Genomic DNA, 23,495 nt, shown 5'->3' on the forward strand with positions numbered 1-23,495 from the left:
CTCGCTCGTTCGCTCCGCTCACTCGCTGCGGTGCTTACGTCGTCTGCGCCGTCCTCGTGGCTGCCCCTTTGAGTCCCGCCCCGCTCCGCACAGCACCGCAGCCTCACGCCTCCCCAGCCTCGTCGGCCGGCCTCCGCTTCGCTCCGGCCGCCCGACTCCCTCGCGCGTGCTCCTCGCGCCCGGCGGGCGCTCGGAGGCACGCGCCACCGCATCGTTCTTTATAAGCAACTGACGCCACCCCTCACAGCCATTTAAAAACGTCTCACTTACCCCTGTCTCCGTGCTGACCGGGATCCGGCTCGGTCGTTCCGTCAGAGGTCGACGCCGTCCGGGTCGTTCCACTCGTCGTCCGCGTCCTCGTCGTCCTCCGCCTCCGTCCCCGCCGGGCCGAGCCGCTTTTCTCCCTGTCGGGACTCGTGAACCGCGAAGCCGCCGGTGCGGCCGTCGTCGCCGCCGGCGTACGGGTCGGTCTCTGGGTCGTAGTCGACTTCGTCGCGCTCGAAGACGTACGCGAGGAAGCCGAACAGCGGGACGGCAAAGGAGATGAGCGCCCACTTGCGCGGGTTCATGCCGTACTTGGGCGCGTCGACGTACGCGTAGGCGGCGAAGCCGACGAGCCACGCGAGCGGGACGCCGACGAGGATGACGGCGACGAGCGGCTGCATACCGTCGCTTCGGGTGCGTAGTAATAAGGCTGCGGGCGGAGGCCGCTCGGGCGCGGCCTAGAGGAACGGCTCCCAGTAGTACGGGCTGACGAACCCCTCGATGACGGCGGCGACGGCGAGTAAGATCCCGAGTCCGACGGTCACCCAGAAGGCGGTCTCTAAGGCGTCCGCGAAGCGCTCGCGGCTCGCGCGGCCGCGGAACGTCCGCCACGAGACGACGCCGAGGTGGACGCCGAGTGCGCCCGAGACGACGAGCGCGGGGATCTCGAATATCCCGTGCGGGACCACGAACGCGACGAGGGCGAGGAGGTTCTCCTCCAAGGCGGCGGTGGCGCCGAGCGCGACGCCGTTGAACGCGAGCGACGAGAGCGCCGGGAGGCCGAGTCCGACCCCGGAGAAGGCGGTCGCGATCGCGACTCCCCAGTTGTTGCCGAAGTACGTCAGCGCCGCCACGGGCGGGATCTGTCCGGCGATCCGTCCCTCGATCGAGGTCGGGACCGCCCCGACGAACGGCTCGACGGCCAGCCAGCCGACCGCGCCGAACCCGACCGCGGTCGCGAGCGCGAGCGCGTGGTGCGCCGGCGTCGACCGCACGAACCCGCCCAGTTCGCGCCAGCCGCGGCGGAGCCCGCCGACAAACTGGGCCCTGAGACCCACCTCGGGCGGCGAGACGGGGTCGACCGTCCCGCGGTAGGCGCCGTAGAGGACGGTCTTCAGCAGGTCGAGCGCGGGCGCGACGACGACCGCGCTGGCGAGCGCGACGACGGCGCCGCCGCCGAGGAACGCCACCGCGGAGGCGACGGACGCGACGCCGACCAGCGCGCCGATCGCGACCACGAGGTAGGCGGCGGCGTCGACGGGGTTCGACCGCACGAAGCCGCCCGCGCCCTCGACGGCCGCGACCACGCCGGCGTCGTCGACGACGACGGCGACCGGCGCGAACGCGAAGAGGATCCGGACGAGCACGAGGGCGACGAACCCAGCGAGCAGGGCGCCGACCGCGACGGCGGCGCCGAGGAACGGGTTCGCGAGGAACGCCGCGCCGACCGCGACCGACCCGAGCGCGACGACGCCGATCCAGAGGAGGAGTTCCGCGACGTACAGGCCGAGGAACGTGACCCAGCGGGAGCGGGCGCCGGCGATCCCCCCGACGAGCCCCCGCTCGTCGCGGAGGCCGGCGACGACCGCCGAGAGCTGTCCGGCCGAGACGACGGCGTACGTGAGGACCGCGAGGACGACGGTCACGAGCACGCCGGCGCTGAAGAGGGTCCCGACGGTCGGCGTGAGCAGCGGCTCGAACGCGGGCGCTAACCCCTCGGCCCACGCCTGGAGCGCCTCCGGGTCCTGCGTCTCCGGCGGCGGCTCGACGCCGCCGAGCGCGTCGCGGGCGGCCGCGAGCCGTCCGGTAACTTCGAGATGGATGTAGATTCCCGCCAGCGCGGCGAACACGCCGAGACGGGAGATAACCGGCACCGCGGTGCCGAGGAGGTAGAAGGGGAGGAGGTCGGCGGGGCGCCGACGGAGGGTCGCTGTCGTTGCCGTAACGGCGGCGGAGAGGTCCATGGGGTCGGTTCGGTCGTCCGATACTTAAAAACGGGAGTCCGAGCCGATCCCCGACGCGGACGGGAGTCGGGGCTAATCCCAGAACGACTGCGTGCGCGCGTACTCGCGCTCCTGTCGGAGCACGTCCCGGTAGAACTCGTCTTCGTCCTCGCGGAGCTTGTTGATGATCCGCGCGGCGTTGTGCGGCCCGACGCCGCGGGCGGCCAGGGCGATCACCGCCCGCTTGCCGTGCGTCTGGACGAGGCTCGCGGCGCGGTGGGCGCGCTCGGTGCGGCGCTCCTGCTCGTCGTCCTTCTCGCTCGCGCGCACCGCCGCGACCGTCTCGTCGTCCCACGGGTTGAGCGCCGCGACCCGGGTGGACCCGCACTCGGGACACTCGGGCTGGTCGCGGACGCGACGGACCTTCGTCGTGTGTCTCCAGTCCGCGCAGTGGAGACAAAAGAGGATCACCCGGTCGTCCTGAATCCGCTCTCTGACCGTCTCGATCACGTCGGCGTCGGCGTTGTCGGGCACGAGGAACTCCGTGCCGGCGGAGCGCCCGGCGGTGCCGAGCGGGGTGCGCTCCCGGGCGATCGCGAGGCCGAGGGAGCCGTCTTGGATCCCAGCGAGCAGGTCGGCCGTCTCCCGGACCGCGAGGTCGGCGTGGAACACCTCGCGGAGCGCCTCGTCGTAGACGGGCGTGTCTTCGAGGGCGGCGAGCAGGCGGTCGCCGCCGAACCGCCCGCGACCCTCTTTGTACCGCTTGACGGCGCCGAACTTCGCGGCGACCTGCGCGAGCGTGAACTTCAGCGCGTCCGACTTCTTGACGGCGAGTTCGAGGTACGCCTCAAGGCGGTCGGGGTCGGTCGTCTCCAGTACCTCGCGGAAGGTCCCCGGGTCGACATCGTGGGGCACCTCGAACTCGATCCGGTACGGGTCGACGTCCATCCCGACCGACGAGCCGGCGCGCTGGCCGACGAGCGCCGCGAGCAGGCGCGCGAGCGTCTCGTTGACCTCGTGGCCGAAGGCGGCGTTGACCGCGACGGTCCGCGCGCTCCCCTCGATCGCGATCCGCTCGTCCGTGGGAACGGGGTGGCCGGCCTCGACGTGGTCGACGACCGACTTCAGCGCGGCGGCGACCGTCTCCTCGTCGGTCGGGTACCGATCCGCGAGGTCGGCGGCGACCGCCTCGGGGGTGGAGCCGGCCTCCAAGGCGGCCGCGGCCTCGCCGCGTATTCGGCCGACCTCCTCCGCGACGGGCTTCGGGACGGGGATCTCCTGACCGACCCACGACGGTACCTCGCCGGTCGGGTCGGGGATCGGCGTCACGTTCACCCGCTCCTCCTCCTCGTCGACCTCGGTGATCCGCCACATCTCGCCGCGCTGGACGAACGTCTCGCCCGGCCCGGCGAAGTTGACGACGAACTGCTCGTCTAAGGTCCCGATACCCCGCCGCGAGGACATGTCGTACACCTCGTAGGTGGACTCGTCGGGGATCATCGAGAGGTTCGCGTAGAAGTACTGCCACGTCCCCCCCGATTTCTCTACGGTGTCCGTCTCCTCGTCGAGCCACAGCAGGCGGTTGCCGTCCAGCTCGCGGACGACCTCCTGGAACCGCGGCTCCGAGAGGTCCCTGAACGGGTAGGCGTTCGTGACGGTCTCGTACGCCTCGCGGGCGTGGACCCCCCCCTCGTCCATCACGAGGCCGACGATCTGGTTCGCGACCGTGTCGAGGCTCCCGTGGTGGATGTTCGCCGGCTCGACGAGCTCCTCGCCCGCGCGGCGCGCGATGGCCATCGCTTCGAGCGTGTCGTCGCCGCCCTGCGTCACGACGGTCCCCTCGGAGACGAGGTCGCGGCGGTGGCCCGCGCGCCCGACGCGCTGCAGCAGGCGGGCGACCTCGCGGGGGCTGCCGTACTGGACGACGTGGTCGACGCGGCCCACGTCGATCCCCAGCTCCATCGAGGAGGTACAGACGAGGCCGTCCAGATCGCCCGACTTGAACCGGTCTTCCACGTCGACCCGGACCTCCTTCGAGAGCGAGCCGTGGTGGAGCTCTATCTCGGTGGGGTCGTCGGTTCCCCCCTCACGCTCTTTCTCAGCGAGCGTCTTGAACCGCGACCCGAGCGCCTCCGCGGTCTGGCGCGTGTTGACGAAGATCAGCGTCGACTCGTGGTCCGCGACGATTCCGCGGATCGTCCGGACGTGGCTCGCGGTCGTCTCGTCTACCGCGAGCTCGCCCGCGAGCGTCGCGTCGCGGTCGGTTATCTCGGGGTCGAGGACGCGCACGTCGGTCCGCGTCCCGGCGGCGACCTCCACTGTCTCGAAGCCGCGGTCGCCGGGGCGGTCCGGGTCGCGTTTCCCGGTCCCGACGAGGAAGCGCCCGACCTCCTCCGGGTCGCCGACCGTCGCGGAGAGCCCGACGCGCTGGAACGGGCCGGCGACGCGGCGGAGCCGCTCCATGCCGACCGTGAGCTGGGCGCCCCGCTTGGCCGAGGCGAGTTCGTGGACCTCGTCGATCACGACGTGCGCGACGTCCTCCAGGGCGACCCGCATCTTCGAGCCGGTCAAGACTGCTTGGAGGCTCTCCGGCGTCGTGATCAGCACGTCCGGGGGGTCGTCGGCCTGCTTCGACCGCTCGTACTGGGTGGTGTCGCCGTGGCGCACCGCGACCTCGACGTCGAGGCGGTCGCCCCACCACTCCAGCCGGTCCATCATGTCGCGGTTGAGCGCGCGCAGCGGAGTGATGTAGAGGGCGGAGATACCGTCGCGGGGCTGGTCGCCGGGCGAATCCCGGGCCTCGACGATCGCGTCGAAGACGGGGAGCATCGCGGTCTCCGTCTTCCCGGTGCCCGTCGGGGCCAAGACGAGGGCGTTCCGCCCGGCCGCGAGCGGCGGGATCGCCTCGCGTTGGGGCTCCGTCGGCGTGGCAAAGCCCCGGTCCGAGAGCGCCTCGCGGACCTCGCTCCCGAGGTGCGCGAACGCGCCCATCCCCGACTGTTCCGCCATTATGTAATCGTTGGACGTTGGGCGCTCGGGCGATTAAGCCCGTCGCTGTGCGAGGTCGGCTGTAAGACGGTTCCGGTTGTTTTGGAAAACACACCGGGCGGAAAAATATTTCAACCGCGGCCGATCAACCCCGCGTATGCCCTCCCCGTTCCGCGCGTTCGAGACGTGGTTCGCGCTGCTGTTGACCGTCGGCACCCTCGCGCGGATCGCCGCCGGTGCGGCGTCGTCCCTCCCGAGGTCCGCCGAGGTGCTGGCCGGTCCGCTCCTCGCGCTCTGCGTCGCGGTCGCGCTCCTCCGGCGGGATCCGGACCTGAACGTCGGGCGGCTCTGGCGGGTCGGATTCACCGCGTACGCCGTCGGTATCGCCCTCGCAGTCCCCGGGATCCTCGGCGGCTGGTTGGCCGCGTACGAACGGTACGTGTTCCCCGTCGCCGTCGGGGTCGCGCTCCTCGCGGAACCGGTGTACGAGTCCGACCTGGGAACCGGGGACGCGATACCGTTCTCCGACCGAGGCTGACGGGAGCGGCAGCGGCGCGGCCGAACCGTCGGGCCGGTCTGGCGCCGTCGGCGGACGCCTCCGAAGCCCGGACACGATCCCAAGCGCTCCGCTCAGTTGGCGACCGGCAGTTCGACGACGAACACGCTGCCCGTCGGTTCGTTGTCCTCGACCCAGACGTCGCCGCCGTACCTGTCGACGAGCGTCTTGACGAGGTACAGCCCGACGCCGGTCCCGCCGCTCTCGAGGCCCTTCTCGCCCTCTTGGAAGATGTCCTCCTTGTGGTCGTCCGCGATGCCGGGGCCGTTGTCGGCGATCCGCACGCGGACGGTGTCGGCCGAGACCCGCGTCGACACCGCTATCTCGGCCACGTCCTTGTCGTTGTGGACGACCGCGTTCGTCAGCAGGTTCCGGAACACCGCCTCCAGCAGTTCGTCGGCCAACACCGTCACGTCCGGGATGGGTCCGTCCACGGCCACCGTCGCCCGGTCCTGATCCGAACGGATCTGCGCTATCTGCGCGTTGAGTTCGGCCCGGAGGTTCATCGGTGACCGGTCGGCTCCCACCTGTAGCAACACCTCGGTGACGTCTCTGGCCGTCTCAGTAATCTCCATCGCCTGCCTCGCCGCCTCGATGACCGTCCGGGCGTACGTCTGGCTCTGATCGTCGACGAGCGCGTCCGCGAGCAGGTCGGTGTACGACTCGACGACCATCAGCTGGTTCCGGATGTCGTGGCGCACGACCTGGTTGAGCAGCGTGAGGTTGTCGCGCTGCTCCTCGAGCGTCCGCTCGTACCGCTTGAGGTCGGTGACGTCGCGGGCGTATCCCAACACCGCGTCCTCGCCGGTCTCCGGGATCTCGTACGGGATCTTCGTCGTCTGGAGGACGCGCGTCTCCCCGTCGGCGGTCGTCAGGGTCTCCTCACCGATCGCCTTCGGTTCGCCGGACTCGATCACCTCCAGATCGTCCTGTCGGAACGCCGCGGAGTCGTCGGCGTCCGGGATGATATCGCCTTCGGACCTCCCCTCGACCTCCTCCGGCGTCAGCCCGTACGCCGACGCGGTCGCCTCGTTCGCCAGGAGGTACTCGCCCTCGCGGTTCTTCACGAACACCAGGTCCGGCACGAGGTCGATGATCTTCCGGAGCTCCTCGCGCGTCGCCTCGAGGGCCATCTCGTACTCCTTCCGCGACGTGACCTCGGAGAACACGCCCACCAGCCGCCGCGAGCCGTCCTCGGACTCGACGAGTTCGGCGCGCACCTCGCCCCACAGCTGTTCGCCGTCGGCGGTCCGGATCCGGTACTCCGTCTTGAGCGGCTCGTCGGTCGACTTCGCCCGCTCGATCGCCCGCTCTAACGTCTGGAGGTCGTCCGGGTGGACGTACTCGGCGAACGCCTCGTACGTCCCCTCGAACGTTCCCGGTTCGAGCCCGAACAGCCGCTCCATCGACTCGGTCCAGATCACCTCGTCGGTCCTCAGGTCCCACTCCCAGACGCCGGTCCTCGTGGCGTCGAGCGCGACCGTCAGGCGCTGTTTCGTCTCCTCGAGCGCCCGCTCCCGCTCCTTCCGATCGGTGACGTCCTGAAACAGCCCCAACACGCCGACTATCTCACCGGTCTCATCGTACTGCGGGTCACCGACGGTCCTGACCCATCGAGTCCCGCCGGACGCCGTGAGGATCCGCAGTTCGAGGTCGTACGACTCGCCCGTCTCCGTCAGCCGGCCGAACGCCTGCTCGACGGTGTCGCGGTCGTCCGGGTGGTAGAAGTCCAACGCGTCCTCCAGATCGATCGGCTCGTCGGTCGGCACCTCGTGGATCCGGTACACCTCGTCGCTCCACGTCACCGACTCGTCGACCAGGTCCACCTCCCACCAGCCGATCGACGCGCTCTGTTGCGTCCGCTCGATGAGCCGTCGCGTCCGTATCAGCTCCTTCTCCCGCCGCTTCTGCTCGTCGACGTCGAGGTGAATCCCGACCGCTCGGACCGGCTCGCCGTCCTCGTCGCGCTCCACGACCTTCCCGACGGTGCGGATCCACTTCCACTCGCCCGCCGCGGTGCGCATCCGATGCTCCGCGTCGTAGTACTCCGTCTCGCCGGCCATATGCTCCGACAGGGCGGCCTCGGCCGACTCCACGTCGTCGGGGTGGACGCGCCGCTCCCACGCGTCGAGGTGCGGTTCGATCCCGTCGAGCGAGCGGCCCAGCATCGCCGCCCACTGGTCGTTGAACTCGACCTCGTCCGTGGTCATGTCCCAGTCCCAGACGCCGAGTTGCGCCCCCTCGACCGCGAGTTCGAGCCGGTCTTTGAGCTGTTCGAGCGCCCGCTCCCGCTCCCGCTGCTCGGTGATGTCCGTCGAGACGCCGCACACTCCGCGGATCGTCCCCTCCTCGTCGTACACGGGAGACTTCCGCGTCAGCCGAACGGTCTCTCCGTCGGGCGTCGGGATCGTCTCTTCGATCTCGATCCGTTCGCCGTCCTCGACGACCCGGCGGTCGTCCAACCGGGCCTGCGCCGCGACGGCCTCCGGGAAGAGCTCCTCGTCGGTCATGTCGACCGGGTCCTCGTCCACGTCGAACACGTCGCGGCACGCCTGGTTCATCAGGAGGTACCGCCCGTCGGTGTCCTTCAGGAACACCGCCGCGGACATCGTCTCCAACACGGTCTGGAACCGGCGGTGCGTGCGGCGGAGCTCCCGTTCCCGGCGCTTCCGCTCCGTGGCGTCGCGGGCGACGCCGACGATCCGCGTCACCGTTCCGTCGTCGACGACCGGGGTAAGCTTCGTCTGCCAGTCGGTCGTCCCCCCCGGGAACTCGAGCTGCTCCTCGTACTCGATCGTCGTCCCCCGCTCGACGCAGAGCCGATAGTTCGTCTCGACCGCGGCCCCCTGTTGCTCTCCGAGGAGCTCTCGCGGCGTCTTCCCGAACATCGCGTCCTCGGTCAGCCCGGTCTGTCGCTGGTGTGCGGTGTTGTTCTGCCTGAACGTGAACTCGTACTCGCCGTCCGTCCGCGCCACGTCAACGAGAAAGATCGCGTCGTCAGCCTCCTGAAACATCGCCTCGTAAACGCTTGTCACCTCGCCGCCGTCAGATCCGAACCGATCGGCACCGTTCGTAGATGAACCTCCTCCCATAATCTCGCTGCTTTTTCCTTACGTTACTGAGAGTAATAATAGTGCGGATGTCAACGCGGGGAACGGGCCGCCCGTCGACCCCGCTCGCGGCCCCTCACGGCGCCGCGCCCGCTACGTCACGCCGCCGTCGCCCGTCGCGTACGCCTCGTGTGCGCCCGATTCGAGGATCGCCTCGGTCACGTCGACGACTTCCAGCACGTCGGCAAAGGAGGTGTAGGGGGCCGCCGGACAGACGCGCACCACGTTCGGCGGGCGGAAGTCGACGACGACGCCCCGGTCCCTGAGCGCCTCGCTCAGTCGCTCGGCCTCGGGGTGTTCGAGGGCGACGTGACCGCCCCGGCCGGCGTGTTCGCGGGGCGTGCCGACCGACACCTCGGGGAGCCGGTCGTCGACGAGGGCGATGAGGAAGTCGGTCAAGGCGAGCGACTTCTCGCGTAAGCGCTCGATCCCGGCCTCCCGGAGTAGTTCGACGGAGCCTTCGAGCGGCGCGGCCGCGAGCAGCGGCGGGGTGCCGATCTGCCACGCGCCCGCCGAGTCGGCGGGGGTGAACGCGGCGTTCATCTCGAACTGCGTCGCCTTCTCGTGGCCCCACCACCCCGCGAGGGCGGGGGTGAGCCCGTGGTGGCGCCCCGCGACGAACAGCGCGCCGATCGAGCCGGGGCCGGCGTTGAGGTACTTGTACGTACACCACACCGCGAAGTCGACGCCCGCCGCGTCGAACTCGTGCGGGACGGCGCCCGCGGAGTGGGCCGCGTCGAAGCCGGCGTACGCGCCCGCTTCGTGGGCGGCCGCGGCGATCCGCTCCACGTCGAACAGCTGGCCGGAGCGGTACAGCGCGGTCGGCATGAAGACGACCCCGATATCCTCGTGCGCCGCCAGCGCGGCCTCGACGTCTCGCGGGTCGATCGTCCGGCCGTCGCGGCTCGGAACGACTCGGAGCTTCTCGTCGGGGTCGATCCCGCGCTGGCGCAGTTGCGCCCGGATCGCGTAGTGGTCGGAGGGGAAGTCGAGTTCGTTGACGAGGACCGCGGGGTCCGCGTCGGGGTCGCCGTCCGGCGCCCACTCCCCGTCGGCGGCCTCGAACTCCTCGCGGTCCGGGCCGTTCCCGGCCAGCAGCTCGTCGAGGAAGGTGCCGACGAGCGTGTGGATGTTCACCGTGATCGAGTTGCCGACGACCACCTCCTCGGGGGCCGCGCCCACGAGCGGCGCGAGCGCGTCGCCCAGCCGCTCCCCGACCTCGAACCACGGCGGGTCGGCGTCGGTCCACCCCGCGATGAGCAGGTCGCGCCACTCGTCGACGACGCGGTCGAGGCTCGCGAGGGCCGCGTCGCTCGCGGGCCCGAGCGAGTTGCCGTCCATGTACAGTAGGTCGTCCGGCACGCGGTACCGGTCCGCGAACCCGGAGAGCGGGTCGTCCTCGTCGAGCCGGGCAGCGAGGCGGGCGGGATCGGCGTCAGCGTCGCCGGCCGCTCCCCCGCCGTCGCCCTCCCAACCGAGCCCCTCGCCCGCGAGCGCGTCCCGCGCGGGAGCGTACGGATCGTCCATACACGAGGGCGCCGCGCCGGCGACTAAGCGTTTCCGGGGTCGGGCGGGAGTTTAAAAATCCGACCGAGCGCTACTCGACGATGTCGATCGCGGGGCGTCCCGGCTCGGCCTTGGCGACCACGCTCTCGTCGGCGTCCGCGGCGCGCTCGACGCGGACCGGCGCGTCGAACTCCCGCTCGATCAGCCACGCGGCCGCGCGCAGCGCGTCGTACTCGGCGTCGCCGCCGAGCGTCTCCCGTAACGCCTCGCGGTTCGCCTGAAGGTCCTGCCCGTACGAGGCGGCGGCGTCCCCCCGCTCGCGGATGTGGCTCTCGCCCATCAGCTCCGAGATCAGGTTGTCGGCGTCGCTGTCGATAGCGATCGACAGGGCGTCGTACTTCCAGTCGGGCGCGACGACCACGTCGATCCGCTCGGGGTCGTCGATGCCGGCGACGTCGACGATGTCGCGCACGTCCTCGCGGGTGTTAGTCACCAGCCGGCGCCGCTTCTCGACGGTGTCGCGGTCGACGCTCGCGGTCGGCCACTCGGCCTCCGCGACGAACCTGTCCCGCCCGAGCGTCTCCCATAGCTCCTCCGCGAGGTGGGGCGCGACCGGCGCGAGCAGGCGGACCGCGACGCCGACGCCGCGCTCGAAGACGGCGGGGTGCGGGTCGGCGTACTCGCGGTAGCTCCGGAGGGTGCGGACGAGATCCTGCGCCTCGCGGAGCGCGACGTTGAACGTGAGGTCGTCGTACTCCGCGCCCGCGATGGCGACCGCGGCGTCGGTCTCGTCGGCCACGTAGTCGTCGATCTCATCGCGGTCGGCGGCCCCGGCGTCGCCGTCCCCGGCGAGCGCCACCTCGCCCGCGGCGAACGCCTCGACGAGGTCGCTGAGGCGGGTTAAAAAGCGGTGGGTGGACCTGACGCCCTCCTCAGACCAGTCGAAGTCGCGCTCGGGCTGGGCGGCCTCCATCATGAACAGCCGCGCGGTGTCGGCGCCGTACTCGTCGACGATCCGCTGCGGCGAGACGACGTTCCCCACCGATTTGGACATCTTCTCGCCCTCCAGTTGGACCATCCCCTGCGCCAGCAGGTTCGTGAACGGCTCGCGGTGTTCTAACTCCTCCTCATCGGCCAACACCTTCGTGAAAAAGCGCGAGTACAGCAGGTGCATCACGGCGTGTTCGATGCCGCCCACGTACTGGTCGACCGGCATCCAGTCGTTCGCGCGGTCGAGGTCGAAGGGGGCGTCCTCGAGGTCCGGCGAGACGTACCGCAGGAAGTACCACGAGGAGTCGACGAACGTGTCCATCGTGTCCGTCTCGCGGGTCGCGGGCCCGCCGCACTCCGGGCAGGTCGTCGCCTGCCACTCGTCGGCGGCGTCCAGCGGGTTCCCGGTCGTGTTGATGAACTCGGGCAGCTCGACGGGCAGGTCCTCGTCGGGCACCGGCACCGCGCCGCAGTCGTCGCAGTTCACGATCGGAATCGGCGTCCCCCAGTAGCGCTGCCGGGAGATGCCCCAGTCGCGCAGGCGGTACTGGGTCGCCTCGCTCGCGCCGTCGACGTCGGCCGTAATCTTCTCCCGGGCGGTCTCGCTGTCGAGCCCGCTGTACTCGCCGGAGTCGATCACGACGCCGTCCTCGGTGAACGCTTCCTCCTCCACGTCGGGGGCGTCGGGGACCGTCTCCCCGTCCCAGTCGTCGGGTTCCGGCGCGATGACCGGGCGGATCTCGACGTCCTTCTTCGTCGCGAACGCGTGGTCGCGCTCGTCGTGGGCGGGCACCGCCATCAGCGCGCCCGTCCCCACGTCCGAGAGGACGAAGTCCGCGACGTAGACGGGGATCTCCTCGCCCGTGACGGGGTTCGTGGCCGTGAGGCCGGTTTCCACGCCGTTCGGCTCGTCGCCGTCGGGGTCGGCCTCCTCCTCGACGAAGCGGCGGACGTCGGCGTCCTCCGCGGCCAGCTCCTCCGCTATCGGGTGGTCGGGCGCGATCGCGAAGAACGTCGCGCCGTGGATCGTGTCGACGCGGGTCGTGAAGGCGGTAACTGCGCCGTACTCCCGCGGCTCGGTCCCCTCGCCGCCTCCGTTCGAGGCGCTCCGCGCCTCGCCGACCTCGAAGTCGACCTCGCTCCCGTACTGCCGACCGATCCAGTTGCGCTGCATCTGGCGGACGGAGTCCGGCCACCCCTCCAGGTCGTCGATGGCCTCCAGCAGCTCGTCGGCGTACTCGGTTATCTTCAGGAACCACTGGTCCAGCTCGCGGGTCTCGACGGGCGTGTCACAGCGCCAGCACAGCTCGTCGTCGCCCTCGACCTGCTCGTCGGCCAAGACGGTCTCACAGGAGGGACACCAGTTCACCTCGGCGTCGCGGCGCTCCACGAGGCCGGCCTCGTGGAAGCGGCGGAACAGCCACTGGTTCCACCGGTAGTAGTCGGGCGTGCAGGTGGTGACCTCGCGGTCCCAGTCGTAGCCGAACCCCATCGACTTCATCTGCCCGCGCATCGTGTCGATGCAGTCGAAGGTCCAGTCGCGGGGGTTGGTATCCCGCTCCTTCGCGGCGTTCTCGGCGGGCAGGCCGAACGCGTCCCACCCCATCGGGTGGAGCACGTCGTCGCCGCGCATCCGGCGGTAGCGGGCGTACGCGTCCGTGATCGTGTAGTTGCGGACGTGGCCCATGTGGAGCTTCCCGGACGGGTACGGGTACATCCCGAGGACGTACGTCGGGTCCGCGGCGTCGTCCGGGACGTGGTAGACGTCGGCGTCGTCCCACGCCTCCTGCCAGCGTTCCTCGACCGTCGCGTGGTCGTATCCCTCCTGAGACATCTGTTTATATGCTCGTGGTCGGCTCGGCGTCGTATAACTTTCCATCCGTTGGTGAGCGGTGACACGCGGCCTCCCGGGAGAGAGCGCGGTGACGCCGCCGCCGACACCCCGGTCGGGGCCCCTAGAGCTTCCCGGAGTCCCGCGCCTGTTCAACGCGCTTCGTCGCCTGCTCGACCCGCTTTCCGGTCGCGTTCGCGAGCCCGGGCGGGAGTCCCTCTCGGGCGGCCGCCAGCCGCTCTTCGATCCGGGCGATCCGGTCGAGCACGTTCGCCAGCTGCCGGTCCGTCCCCTCGGCGTCGCCCTCGCGGGCGCGCTCCTCGGCCCGCCTCGCCTGGTCGACCGCGGCCGCGAGGGCCCGCTCCAGCCCGTTGACGGCGTTCGACGGGCCGCCGGAGCCGCCTCCCTCGCCCCCGCTCTCGTCGTCCGAGCCGTCGTCGCCGTCGTCATCGTCGTCGCTCTCCGCCGCCGCGGCCGCGACAGCGGCGCGGGTCTCCTCGGCCACGTCCGCGACGTAGCCGGCGAGGGGGGCCGCTCCGGTCTCGGGCCGCTCGATCCGGATCGGGCCGTTTCCGGGCGCCTCGTCCCCGTCGCCCCCGCCCTCGCCGTCGTCCCCGTCGTCCGAGTCGTCGCCTCCCGACCCCAGCGGGTCCGGGTTGACGCGGTACGCGCCCACCTCGTCGTCGGCGTCGCGGACCTCGGTCGTGTACGCGCCGCCGGCGTGGACGTAGGCGGCGTCGCTCCCGTCGATCGCGGAGTCGTAGATCCGGCCGGCGAAGTCGTCCTCGATCGCGGTCCGGGTCAGATCGACGTCGCTCTCCGCGTCCGACAGCTCGATCTTCCGCGCGTTCTCGCGGGCGACGAGCGGAATCTCGCCGTCGACGCCGGCAGTCGTCACCGAGTCGTCGGACGAGACGGTCAGCTCCTCGCTGTGGGGCGCGCGCCCGGCGCCGTTGACCGTGAAGCGGTGGTCGCCCTCGGGGACGCCGTTCGCGACCGCGACCCCGCCGGCGAACGTCGGGAGCGCCTCCGGGTCGCTCTCGATCAGGACGAACGACTCGACGCCCGCCTCGGTCGTCGTCAGCCCCTCGCCGTCGGGCGCCTCGTCGGTCTCGGTCGCCCGCGTCACGCGGGCGACGACGGAATCGAGCGCGCCGGCCGCGCCGTCCCCGAACGACTCCTCGGCGGCGATGGCGTCGTACCGGGCCGCGAGCTCCGACCGGTGGTTCCCGGCCGTGACGTCGAGCGCGGGGTTCCCGTACCGGGGCTGCTCCCACGGGACGCCGGTGGTCGTGATGTGGCCCGCGACGGCGTCCTCGACCGCCTGCGGGACCGCGAACTCGTAGCTGAGCTGCGGGCCGGTGAACGCCGAGATGTCCTCGAGTTCGGCGCTCTCGACGAGGCCGTACTCGACGACCGACTCGGCCGCCTCCGCCGCGAGCGCGGCGTCGTCGCCGTCGTCGGGGCGCTCGGCGTGTCGGAAGGCGAGCCCCGTCTCCCGGAGCGGGAGGTCGGTCGGCGGCGAGCGCAGCGCGTCGAGCGAGCGGATCGTCAGGGCGCCGTCGACGAGCGACGCCTCGCTGACGGCGGGGAGGTCGGGGTGGTCGTAGATCGGCTCGCCCTCGTACTCGGGGACGACGAAGGGGAGCCGCGCCCCTTCGTCGCGAGGGAGCCCGTACGCGATCGGGACACCGAGGAGGTCCTCGACGGTGTCTATCGTCGTGTTCGTGATGTCCGCGAGGAGGCCCTCCTCCCCGACGCGACGGAACCCGTCCGGGACCTCGTTCACCGAGAGCGTGCTGGAGTGCGAGCCGAGTTCGGGGAGGATTCGCGGGACCACGTCCGGGTCCGGGTCGAGGAACTCGTTGTTGGGGACGCTCCGGGAGTGCGAGCTGGCGACGTACAGCTGCGGCTCGCCCGTGTCGAGGTCGACGAACACGTGGAGCACCTCCCAGTCGTGCCAATGGAAGTTCGCGGTGAACTGGTCGAACGCGGAGTAGAGCCAGAACTGGACGACCGCGAGCGGGGAGTCCTCGTACCGCATCCCGTTGTAGAACACTGTCGGGTCCGGCGGCTCGCCCGCCTCGTCGTACCGCTCGTGGTAGCCGTCGAACGCCGCGAACCCGTCGACGACCGTCTCGCCGTCCTCCTCGGCCGTGTACGGCCGCGGGTCGGTCGGGAACCACGGCTCCGCGGCGTCGAAGTACAGCGTCGGCGCGAACCGCGCCGCCAGCTCGTCGAGCCGGTCCGCGTCGAGGCCGGTCGTCGCGGCGTCGTCCGGTCCCGAGCCGCCGCAGCCGGCGACCGCGGCGCTCCCGGCGCCCGCGAGCGCGCCGAGCACCGTCCGTCGGTCGATCCGGTCTCCCAGCGGTCCGTCGCTCGTGGCGGCCGGATCGGTCCCCCTCGCGTCCCTCCCGGCGTCGGCGTCCCGATTCATCCTCTCGGGCGACGAGACCCGAACGAATAACGCTTCTGCCGCCCCACGGGACGACACTCTCACTCGTCTGTCACGTCCCCTGAGGGCCGCGAGAGGGGTCCGCCGCGACCGCGCCGACCCCGCCGCGGGAGAAGGTATTTGCGGCCGGCCGCCCGACGCCGGGGCATGGACGGGAAGAAGGCCCTCTACTACGCGGCGATCGCGATCGCGGTGCTGATCGGGATCAGCGTCGTGCTGTCGGTGATATCCGCGATCATCGGGCTCGCCACCGCGGTGGTCTCCGGAATCGTCACGCTCGCCGTCCTCCTCGGGATCGGCTACGTCGCGCTCAAGACCGGAGCGTGGTTCTTCGGAAGCGACGACGACGCGTCGCTCGACTCGCTCGACTCGATCGGTTCGGGGTCGACCTCGGTCGACACCGGCAGCAGCCGGCAGGACCGCCTCCGACAGCAGTACGTCGAGGGACAGATCAGCGAGGCGGAGTTCGAGCGCCGGATCGGCGAGGAGTTGGAGACCGAGGAGGTCGATGACATCGACCGCGAACTCGAACGGGAACGCTGAGGAACTAAAAGCGGTCTCGGAGCTCCTCGCGCAGGTCGTCGACCTCGAGGTCCTTCATCGCGAGCAGGACGAGCAGGTGGTAGACGAGGTCCGCGCTCTCCGCGGTCAGCTCCTCGCGGTCGTCGTCCTTCGCCGCGAGGATGGCCTCGGTCGTCTCCTCGCCTATCTTCTCTAAGACGGCGTTCTCGCCCTTCTCGTGGGTGAAGAGGGAGGCGGTGTACGACCCCTCGGGAAGCTCCTCCTTCCGCGACTCGATGGTGGCGAACAGCTCGTCGAGGACGGCCCCGGACGGCACGTCCGGGTCCTCGCCGGGTTCGGGGTCGACCGCCGCCCCGCCGTCGCCCTCGGTCGGCTCGCTCACGCGACCACCTCCCGCTCGGGGAAGAAGGCGAGGTCGTGGATCCGCGGGTCGTCGGTGAGTTCGGGGTGGAACGCGGTGGCGACGACCGGGCCGTCGCGAACCGCCACGGGGCGCCCGTCGACCGTCGCGAGCGTTTCGACGCCGTCGCCGGCGTCGTCGATGGCGGGCGCGCGGATGAACACGGCGTGGAACGGGTCGTCGAGTCCGTCGACCGGGATCGCCGCCTCGAAGGAGTCCTTCTGCCGGCCGAACGCGTTGCGGTCGACGGAGACGTCGACCAGCCCTAGCGGCTCCACCCGGTCGTCTTTCGCGTCGTTCGAGCAGACGATGAGCCCGGCGCAGGTCGCGAGGACGGGCTTCCCGCTCGCGACGTGGTCCTCGATCTCGGCGGCGATCCCCTCGCGGTGGATCAGCCGCGAGATGGTCGTCGACTCTCCGCCCGGCATGAGGAGGACGTCGCAGTCGGGGACGATCCCCGCCTCTCGGATCTCGACGACCTCCGCGGACTCGTCGTGGGCGGCCGCGGCGTTGCGGACGGCGGCCGCGTGCTCGGCCACGTCGCCCTGAACGGCGATGACGCCTGCTTTCATACGGATCTGTGGGGCGGGCGCGTGGAAAAAGGGCGCGCTACGCGGTCGGTCGCTCCTCGGTCCCGCCGTCGCGAAACGGGGCGACGCGGGGAGCCTACGCGACGGTCAGCGAGAGGATCTGGACGAACACGCCGAAGAGGACGCAGAACGCGACGACCGTCTTGGGGTCTATCGCGATGGCGTTCCGGTCCTCGTTCTCGAAGTAGCGGACCAGTCCCGCGCTGGACATCAGCCCGCCGGAGTTGGAACCACTCATACCCGTTTCTGGACCGCGCCGCGTTCTAAACGTTTCGTTCGCCGCTCGCGGCGGCGTGACCGCCTTCGACGCGCCGTCGGCGGGTCGCGTTGACCGCGCGCGCACACGAGTGGGAAACCCTTATGCGCGGGCCGGCGATAGTTGACGCCGACTATGACCGTTCGACTGCTGGATTTCCACGCCGAGTGGTGCGGCCCGTGTAAGACCCAAGACCCTATCCTAGAGGAGATTCAGGAGGACCTCGGCGACGCGTTCGAGCTCCAGAAGGTCGACGTCGACGAGGAGCAGGACGTGGCGAACCAGTACCAGGTCCGCTCGCTCCCGACGCTCATCGTCGAGAACGACGACGGCGTCGTCGACCGCTTCGTCGGCGTCACGCAGCGCGAGGACATCGAGGCCGCCCTCTCCGAAGCGGGCGCCTAACCCCGGTTCTCACTCGCCCTCGGATTTCTCCGCGGCCGGCGCTTCCGCCTCCCGTCCCGCGTCGACGGACGGCGCGGAAACGCGCACCCGGCCGCCGCGGCGTCTCGCAACCTTTTACAGCACCGCACGCCCAGTAGCTGTATGGCCAAATTCGACGCCGCCGAACGCCGCATGCTCGACCGACAGATCTGTATGCGCTGTAACGCCCGCAACGCCTCCGAGGCCGAGCGCTGCCGCAAGTGCGGCTACACCAACCTCCGCCCGAAGGCGACCGAGCGCCGCGCCGCGTAATCCGGGCGATTCCGGGCCGATTTCGGCCCTTCTCCCGCACGTTCCCGTTCGACGGCCAGCCGCGCGCGGGCCTCGCGCCTCCCCAGCCTCGGCGGGCGTCCCGGCGCGGGCGGAGCCGCGCCGGGCCGCCGCCTCCCTCGCGGACCCCTCGCGGCCGTTTAAAAACGGCCGCTCGGGGGCGCGCCGATGTGGGCGGTCGGTCTCGTCGTCGCTCGCTTTTAAATATAGACCCCGCTCACTCGTCGGGATACTTCGGCTCGCGGCGCTCGGCGCGCTCCGTCGCGCGCTCGATCACCTCACGGACGGTGTCCGGGCCGTCGGCGGCGCGGTAGGCGTCGCCGTGACCGGGGAACATGGCTTCCGTGGTGTCGGGCATGCGGTCGAGAATCTCGTGAAGGCTCTCGATCAGGCGCTCGCGCGACTGGCCGTCCATGTCGGTGCGACCGAACGAGCCGTCGTCGAAGGCGCCGTCGTTGTAGACGACCACGTCGCCCGAGTAGAGTCGCTCCTCGCCGACGAGCGAGACGTGGTCGTCGGCGTGACCCGGCGTGTAGACGACGTCGCAGGGTTCGTTGCCGACGAGCATCTCGTCGCCGTCTTCGAGCGCGACGTCGCGGTGCGGGTGGTCGGCGTACGCGAACACCCGCGGGTCGAAGCGGTCGACCACGGCGTCTAGCTCCTCGACGTGGTCGTAGTGCTGGTGGGTCACCACGACCCGGTCGAGTCCGTCGGCGCCGGCGTCGTCGAGCGCGTCGGCTATCACGTCGTCGACGCCGGGCATCGTTCCCGCGTCGACGAGCGTCGTCGCGTCCCCGACGACGAGGTACGCGTTGCAGGTGAACTCCTCCGCGTCCGCGGTGACGGCGATTGGCTCCATGGCCGTACTCGCTCGCGGAGCGACAAAAGCCTACAGTCGGGCCCCGCGGCCGGTCCCGTCACCGGTTCCGGCCGCGCTCGGGTCCGCCGGCGGCCGTGGATTTATGAGTCATCCCCTGTTAATCACACACACAAATGGGCTTCGGCAGCTACGATGAGTCCGAACAGGAGAATCAGGACCTGGACGCGGACTTCGACGACGACGACGGCGTCCGGGCTGCTCAGGAGACCCATCAGGGGTCCGTCGACTACGAGCCCGGCGCCTCGAACGACGAGCTTCTCGACCGGCTCCAAGAGATCAAGTCCGAGGACGCGTGAGTGACCGCGCCGAGCCGCACGCTCGGCGTCGCCTTCTCTGACGACCGCGACGCGAGCCGCGCGGCCGGCGTCGTTGTCCGCGCCGACGGGACGCCCGACGGCTTCGCGTTCGCGCGGTGCACCGTCGGCGGCACGGACGCGACCGACGCGGTCGTCGACTGCTGGCGCGCGCTCGACCGCGAGGACGTCCGCCACGTCGCCTGCGCGGGCGTCGCGCCGGCGTGGTTCAACCTCCTCGACCTCCACCGACTCCGCGAGGCGCTCGACCGCCCCGTCTACGCCGTGAGCTACGAGGCGAGCCCCGGGCTCGAACCGGCGCTCCGCGAGGCGTTCGACGGCGACGCGCTCCACGACCGCCTCGCGACGTACCGGTCGCTCCCGCCCCGTGTCCCGGTCGACTCTCCGGAGTCCGGCGATCCCCGCTTCGTCCGCGCCGTCGGGGTCGACCCCGAGCGCGCCGCCGCGGCCGTCACGGGGCTCACCCGCGACGGCTTCCGGCGCTGCGAGCCGCTCCGGATCGCCGCCCTCGCGGCGAGCGCGCACCGCGAGGCGGCGGCGGGCGAGTGAGCTTCGGATCGACCGACGCACCTTAGACGACCGCGCTCGGATCCCGCGTATGAGCGAACACGGCGGCGACGGCGCCGGTCTCGACGAGGAGCTCCGCCTGTCTGCCTGCGAGCGGTGTCCCGCGCTGGTCGAGTCGCGGAGCCGGATCGTCGACGGCGTCGGCCCGACGGACGCCGACCTGCTGTTCGTCGGTGAGGGTCCCGGCGCCACCGAGGACGAGGAGGGCGAGCCGTTCGTGGGGCGGTCCGGCGACGTGCTCGACGACGCGCTGCGCGACGCCGGGCTCGCCCGGGCAGACGTGCGGATCACGAACTGCGTGCGCTGCCGGCCGCCCGACAACCGCGACCCGACGACCGAGGAGCTGGCGAACTGCCGCGGCCACCTCGAAGCGGAGATCGACCGGCTCGACCCCGAGCTGCTGGTGACGCTCGGGAAGGTGCCGAGCGAACACCTCCTCGACCGGTCGGTTGCGATCACCGCGGAGTCGGGCGACGTGGTCGACGCGCGCCTCGCCGGCGAGTCGCGGCGGGTGCTCTTATCCGTCCACCCGGCGGCGACGCTGTACGACCGCAGCCAGCGCGACGGCTTCTTCGAGACGATAGCCCGGGCCGCCGAGCTGAGCGGCGTCGGGGACCGGGCGGGAGACGACGCCGACGGTCAGTCGCGGCTGGGTGAGTTCTGATCCGTCGGTCGGCGCCCGCCCGACTGAGACGGTCGTCCACGATCTATATAGAAAACATAGAAAACGATTAGTCACCCGAGCGGAAGTGTAGTCTGTATGTCCGACAACAGGTGGTCGGCGAACCGGCGAACGTTTGTCAAAACAGCGGGCGCGGCCGGCGCGATCGGTCTCGCGGGATGTTCCGGTAACGGCGGCACGTCGGGCGAGACCGACGGGACCCCGACGGCCCAGTTCATCCTGAACCCCGCAGAGGCGGACGTCGAGATCGAACAGCAGTACCAGCCGATGTTCGAGTACCTCGAGTCCGAGGTCGAAGTCGAGATCGAGGCCGACCGCGCGGAGAGCTACACCGCGACGCTCCAGTCGATGCGGAACGACCAGGGCGAGATCGCTGACATCTCCCCGTCGGCCGTCATCGCCGGCGAGGACGTGATCGACGTGGTCGGCATCCGAATCGCGTACGGCGCGGCGCAGTACTTCTCGACTATCACGACGACGCCCGACAGCGGAATCGAGTCGCTCTCCGACCTCGAAGGGGAGCTCATCTACATGGGGGACATCCTCTCGGTGTCCGGGACGCTCGTCCCGCTCACCGTCCTTCAGGACGCCGGTCTCGACGTCGGCAGCGCGCCCGACGGCGACGCGAACGACTTCAACGCGGAGTACTCGGACCACACCACCGCGCGCGAACAGATGGTCGAGCGCGACGACGTGATGGCGGCGACGACCGGCGCGTTCTCCTCCGCTCCCTACGTCCCGCAGGCGCAGTTCGAGGAGATGTCGCAGGACTTCGTCGACATCTCCGCCGAGTACGAGGGCGCCGGCGACGAGATCGAGTCGTCCGGCACCGAGCTCCAGCTGCTCTCCGTCTCCGACCCGCTCCCGCGGGCTCCGCTCGCGACCCGGTCCAGCTGGGACAGCCCCGTCAAGTCCGAGCTCGAGGAGGCCATCCTGAACGTGTCCGAGGACGACCTCAGTCACGGCGACGACTACGACGGGGAGCCGCTCTGGTTCACCGGCGTTCAGGAGGGAAGCATCGACGACTACGACCCGATCGCGACGGTGCTCGACGAGCTCGGTCTCGAGTTCGAAGACCTTTCGTAACCACCCTCTCAACCTTCTCCCATAGCTAATGAGTCGCATCACAGTTGACGGGGTGACGAAGCGGTTCGGTGAGACCGTCGCGCTCGACGACGTCTCCTTCGAGGTTCCGCAGGGCGAGTTCGTCATCGTTCTCGGCGTCTCCGGGTCCGGAAAGTCGACGCTGCTTCGGTGTATGAACGCGCTCGCAACCCCCACCGAGGGCGAGATCAGAGTGGGGGACGACCCCGTCACGAGTCCCCGTGACGACATCGCGATGATCTTCCAACAGCACAACATCATCGACCAGATGACCGCGTACTCCAACGCGCTCACCGGGTCGCTCAACCGGAACTCGTTCCTCGACTCGCTGCTCCAGCTACAGGACGAGGGGGACAAGCTGCAGGCGCTGGAGGCGCTCGAAACCGTTGGCCTGCTCGACGAGGCCCAACAGAGCGCGAAGCGCATGTCAGGGGGCCAACAACAGCGGGTCGGCATCGCTCGGGCGCTGGTACAGGACCCGACGATCCTGCTGGCCGACGAGCCGGTCGCCAGCCTCGACCCGGGCTCCTCACAGCAGGTGATGGGGTACCTTCGCACCGCCGCGCGCAAGCGCGACTTGACGGCCGTCATCAGCCTCCACCAGGTGAACCTCGCCCGGAAGTTCGGCGAGCGCTTCATCGGCCTCCGCGACGGGAAGAAGGTGTTCGACGGCTACCGCGACGAGTTCGACATGGACACTATCGACGAGATCTACGGGGACATCGACACGGAGGGAATGTTCGCGCCCGACGAGGACCGCGACATCGACGACGAGAGCGAGTCGGCCGCCGAGGGCGGCTCCGGTGACGACGCCTCGTCGAAGCGCGGCGTCTCCAGCGGGGGGATGGGCCAGTGAGCTACGACGACGCCGTCCGCGACCGCTACGAGGCGATCGTGCTCGCCCGCCGCGTCAAGGCCCTCGTGATGGGCGTGGGGCTGATCGTCCTCGCGGCGGTGTTCTACTACGCGCTCACGTCCGTCGGCTTCTTCGAGGCGAACATCCCGGACTACCTCCCGAACTTCCTCGACGCGCTCCGCGACTTCTTCCCGTTCCTCGCGTCGTCGTTCCCGTTCATCGACCCGAGCGGCTTCGTCGCCTACTGGTCGTTCATCCAGGAACGGAACCTCATCTGGGGCGGGTTCGGCGGCGAGACGCCGCTCCTCGGTGAGGCCGGCATCACGCTCGCGATGGGGTTCGCCGGCACGGTCATGGGGTTCCCGCTCGCGCTGCTGTTCGGGATCCTCGGCTCCGGCCGCGTCACCCCGTTCCCCTTCAACTTCATCTTCCGCGGACTGATGTCCTCCATCCGCGCCATCCCGGCGCTGGTGTGGGGGCTCATCTACATCCCGCTCGGCGGGATCGGTCCCGTCACCGCGACGCTCGCGATCGCGACCGACACCGTGGGCAACCTCGGGCGGCTGTTCACCGACGAACTCGAGGAGATCGAGGACGGCCCGATCGAGGCGATGGAGACGACCGGCGCGAACAAGCCGCAGACGATCACCTTCGGGATGCTCTCGCAGGTGACGACGCCTTTTATCGCGTGGACGCTGTACATCTTCGAGATCAACGTCCGGATCGCCGTCTCGCTCGGCATCATCGGCGGCGGCGGGCTCGGACAGGTGCTCTCCGTCCAGCAGGGGCTGTTCGCGTTCACCAACATGATGGCGACGATCCTCGTCATCCTCGTGTTGATCATCTCGGTGGAGATATTCTCACAGCGGATCCGCTCGACGCTCCGCGAGGGCGACGAGGCGCAGGGGATCGTGGCGCTGCTCATGGGCTTCCCGCAGCGGATGGCCGAGGCGGCGCTGAAGTGAGG

At 70.4% G+C, this 23,495-nt stretch carries 21 protein-coding genes; 10 read left to right on the forward strand and 11 right to left on the reverse strand.

Translation table 11 applies throughout. The annotated features are described in order from the left end of the window. Window positions 1-311: 311 nt before the first annotated feature. The 3 genes from KI388_RS14920 to KI388_RS14930 form a co-directional block, all read right to left on the reverse strand. Window positions 312-665, reverse strand: coding sequence for a hypothetical protein (locus KI388_RS14920; protein WP_215087353.1), 354 nt, complete (start codon window positions 663-665; stop codon window positions 312-314). A gap of 57 nt (window positions 666-722) precedes the next feature. Continuing rightward, window positions 723-2,228: a stage II sporulation protein M gene (locus KI388_RS14925; protein WP_215087354.1), complete on the reverse strand. Its 1,506-nt coding sequence runs from the start codon at window positions 2,226-2,228 to the stop codon at window positions 723-725. Window positions 2,229-2,300: 72 nt separating this feature from the next. Further along, window positions 2,301-5,216 carry a DEAD/DEAH box helicase gene (locus KI388_RS14930; protein WP_215087355.1) on the reverse strand — a complete coding sequence of 972 codons (2,916 nt, stop codon included), beginning with the start codon at window positions 5,214-5,216 and terminating at the stop codon, window positions 2,301-2,303. Window positions 5,217-5,352: 136 nt separating this feature from the next. On the opposite strand from KI388_RS14930, the gene KI388_RS14935 reads away from it, so the two are divergent. Further along, window positions 5,353-5,733 carry a hypothetical protein gene (locus KI388_RS14935; protein WP_215087356.1) on the forward strand — a complete coding sequence of 127 codons (381 nt, stop codon included), beginning with the start codon at window positions 5,353-5,355 and terminating at the stop codon, window positions 5,731-5,733. Window positions 5,734-5,825: 92 nt separating this feature from the next. Here the strand turns inward: KI388_RS14935 and KI388_RS14940 are convergent, their stop codons facing one another. The 4 genes from KI388_RS14940 to KI388_RS14955 all read right to left on the reverse strand — a co-directional run bounded on the left by KI388_RS14940 (window position 5,826) and on the right by KI388_RS14955 (window position 15,625). After that, on the reverse strand, window positions 5,826-8,786 hold the full coding sequence (locus KI388_RS14940; protein ID WP_251133171.1) for a PAS domain-containing protein: 2,961 nt from the start codon (window positions 8,784-8,786) through the stop codon (window positions 5,826-5,828). Between the two features lie 168 nt (window positions 8,787-8,954). Further along, on the reverse strand, window positions 8,955-10,388 hold the full coding sequence (gene kynU, locus KI388_RS14945) for a kynureninase (protein ID WP_215087357.1): 1,434 nt from the start codon (window positions 10,386-10,388) through the stop codon (window positions 8,955-8,957). Window positions 10,389-10,458: 70 nt separating this feature from the next. Beyond that, window positions 10,459-13,191 carry a leucine--tRNA ligase gene (gene leuS, locus KI388_RS14950; protein ID WP_215087358.1) on the reverse strand — a complete coding sequence of 911 codons (2,733 nt, stop codon included), beginning with the start codon at window positions 13,189-13,191 and terminating at the stop codon, window positions 10,459-10,461. A 121-nt stretch (window positions 13,192-13,312) separates the two neighbouring features. Next, window positions 13,313-15,625, reverse strand: coding sequence for a hypothetical protein (locus KI388_RS14955; protein WP_215087359.1), 2,313 nt, complete (start codon window positions 15,623-15,625; stop codon window positions 13,313-13,315). Between the two features lie 165 nt (window positions 15,626-15,790). On the opposite strand from KI388_RS14955, the gene KI388_RS14960 reads away from it, so the two are divergent. Beyond that, entirely contained in the window at window positions 15,791-16,186 is a 396-nt protein-coding gene (locus KI388_RS14960; RefSeq protein ID WP_215087360.1) for a hypothetical protein, read from the forward strand. A gap of 4 nt (window positions 16,187-16,190) precedes the next feature. On the opposite strand, the gene hisE is transcribed toward KI388_RS14960, so the two are convergent. The 3 genes from hisE to KI388_RS14975 form a co-directional block, all read right to left on the reverse strand. After that, on the reverse strand, window positions 16,191-16,547 hold the full coding sequence (gene hisE / locus KI388_RS14965; RefSeq protein ID WP_303646318.1) for a phosphoribosyl-ATP diphosphatase: 357 nt from the start codon (window positions 16,545-16,547) through the stop codon (window positions 16,191-16,193). After that, complete coding sequence (pdxT, locus tag KI388_RS14970; RefSeq protein WP_215087361.1) at window positions 16,544-17,137, reverse strand: pyridoxal 5'-phosphate synthase glutaminase subunit PdxT; 594 nt, start codon at window positions 17,135-17,137, stop codon at window positions 16,544-16,546. Before pdxT ends, hisE begins: the two co-directional genes overlap by 4 nt. Window positions 17,138-17,231: 94 nt before the next feature. Next, window positions 17,232-17,393 carry a preprotein translocase subunit Sec61beta gene (locus KI388_RS14975; RefSeq protein WP_004598786.1) on the reverse strand — a complete coding sequence of 54 codons (162 nt, stop codon included), beginning with the start codon at window positions 17,391-17,393 and terminating at the stop codon, window positions 17,232-17,234. Window positions 17,394-17,546: 153 nt separating this feature from the next. Here KI388_RS14975 and KI388_RS14980 point away from each other — a divergent pair, with 153 nt between their 5' ends. Further along, entirely contained in the window at window positions 17,547-17,816 is a 270-nt protein-coding gene (locus KI388_RS14980) for a thioredoxin domain-containing protein (protein ID WP_006111654.1), read from the forward strand. A 141-nt stretch (window positions 17,817-17,957) separates the two neighbouring features. Next, on the forward strand, window positions 17,958-18,107 hold the full coding sequence (locus KI388_RS14985; RefSeq protein WP_048078454.1) for a 50S ribosomal protein L40e: 150 nt from the start codon (window positions 17,958-17,960) through the stop codon (window positions 18,105-18,107). A gap of 235 nt (window positions 18,108-18,342) precedes the next feature. Here the strand turns inward: KI388_RS14985 and KI388_RS14990 are convergent, their stop codons facing one another. After that, window positions 18,343-18,984, reverse strand: a complete 642-nt coding sequence (locus KI388_RS14990; protein WP_215087362.1) for an MBL fold metallo-hydrolase — start codon at window positions 18,982-18,984, stop codon at window positions 18,343-18,345. A 134-nt stretch (window positions 18,985-19,118) separates the two neighbouring features. On the opposite strand from KI388_RS14990, the gene KI388_RS14995 reads away from it, so the two are divergent. The 6 genes from KI388_RS14995 to phnE all read left to right on the forward strand — a co-directional run bounded on the left by KI388_RS14995 (window position 19,119) and on the right by phnE (window position 23,493). Further along, window positions 19,119-19,301, forward strand: coding sequence for a DUF5786 family protein (locus tag KI388_RS14995; RefSeq protein WP_007995123.1), 183 nt, complete (start codon window positions 19,119-19,121; stop codon window positions 19,299-19,301). Beyond that, window positions 19,302-19,868 (forward strand): DUF99 family protein, encoded by a 567-nt coding sequence (locus KI388_RS15000; RefSeq protein ID WP_215087363.1) that lies wholly within the window; start codon window positions 19,302-19,304, stop codon window positions 19,866-19,868. Window positions 19,869-19,917: 49 nt separating this feature from the next. Beyond that, entirely contained in the window at window positions 19,918-20,550 is a 633-nt protein-coding gene (locus KI388_RS15005) for a uracil-DNA glycosylase (protein ID WP_215087364.1), read from the forward strand. Window positions 20,551-20,646: 96 nt separating this feature from the next. Continuing rightward, on the forward strand, window positions 20,647-21,654 hold the full coding sequence (locus KI388_RS15010; protein ID WP_215087365.1) for a PhnD/SsuA/transferrin family substrate-binding protein: 1,008 nt from the start codon (window positions 20,647-20,649) through the stop codon (window positions 21,652-21,654). Window positions 21,655-21,682: 28 nt separating this feature from the next. Continuing rightward, window positions 21,683-22,528 (forward strand): phosphonate ABC transporter ATP-binding protein, encoded by an 846-nt coding sequence (locus KI388_RS15015; RefSeq protein ID WP_215087366.1) that lies wholly within the window; start codon window positions 21,683-21,685, stop codon window positions 22,526-22,528. Continuing rightward, window positions 22,525-23,493: a phosphonate ABC transporter, permease protein PhnE gene (gene phnE, locus KI388_RS15020; protein ID WP_215087367.1), complete on the forward strand. Its 969-nt coding sequence runs from the start codon at window positions 22,525-22,527 to the stop codon at window positions 23,491-23,493. Before KI388_RS15015 ends, phnE begins: the two co-directional genes overlap by 4 nt. Window positions 23,494-23,495: the final 2 nt, after the last annotated feature.

It is taken from the genome of Halorubrum sp. 2020YC2 (genome assembly GCF_018623055.1).
Lineage (GTDB): Archaea > Halobacteriota > Halobacteria > Halobacteriales > Haloferacaceae > Halorubrum.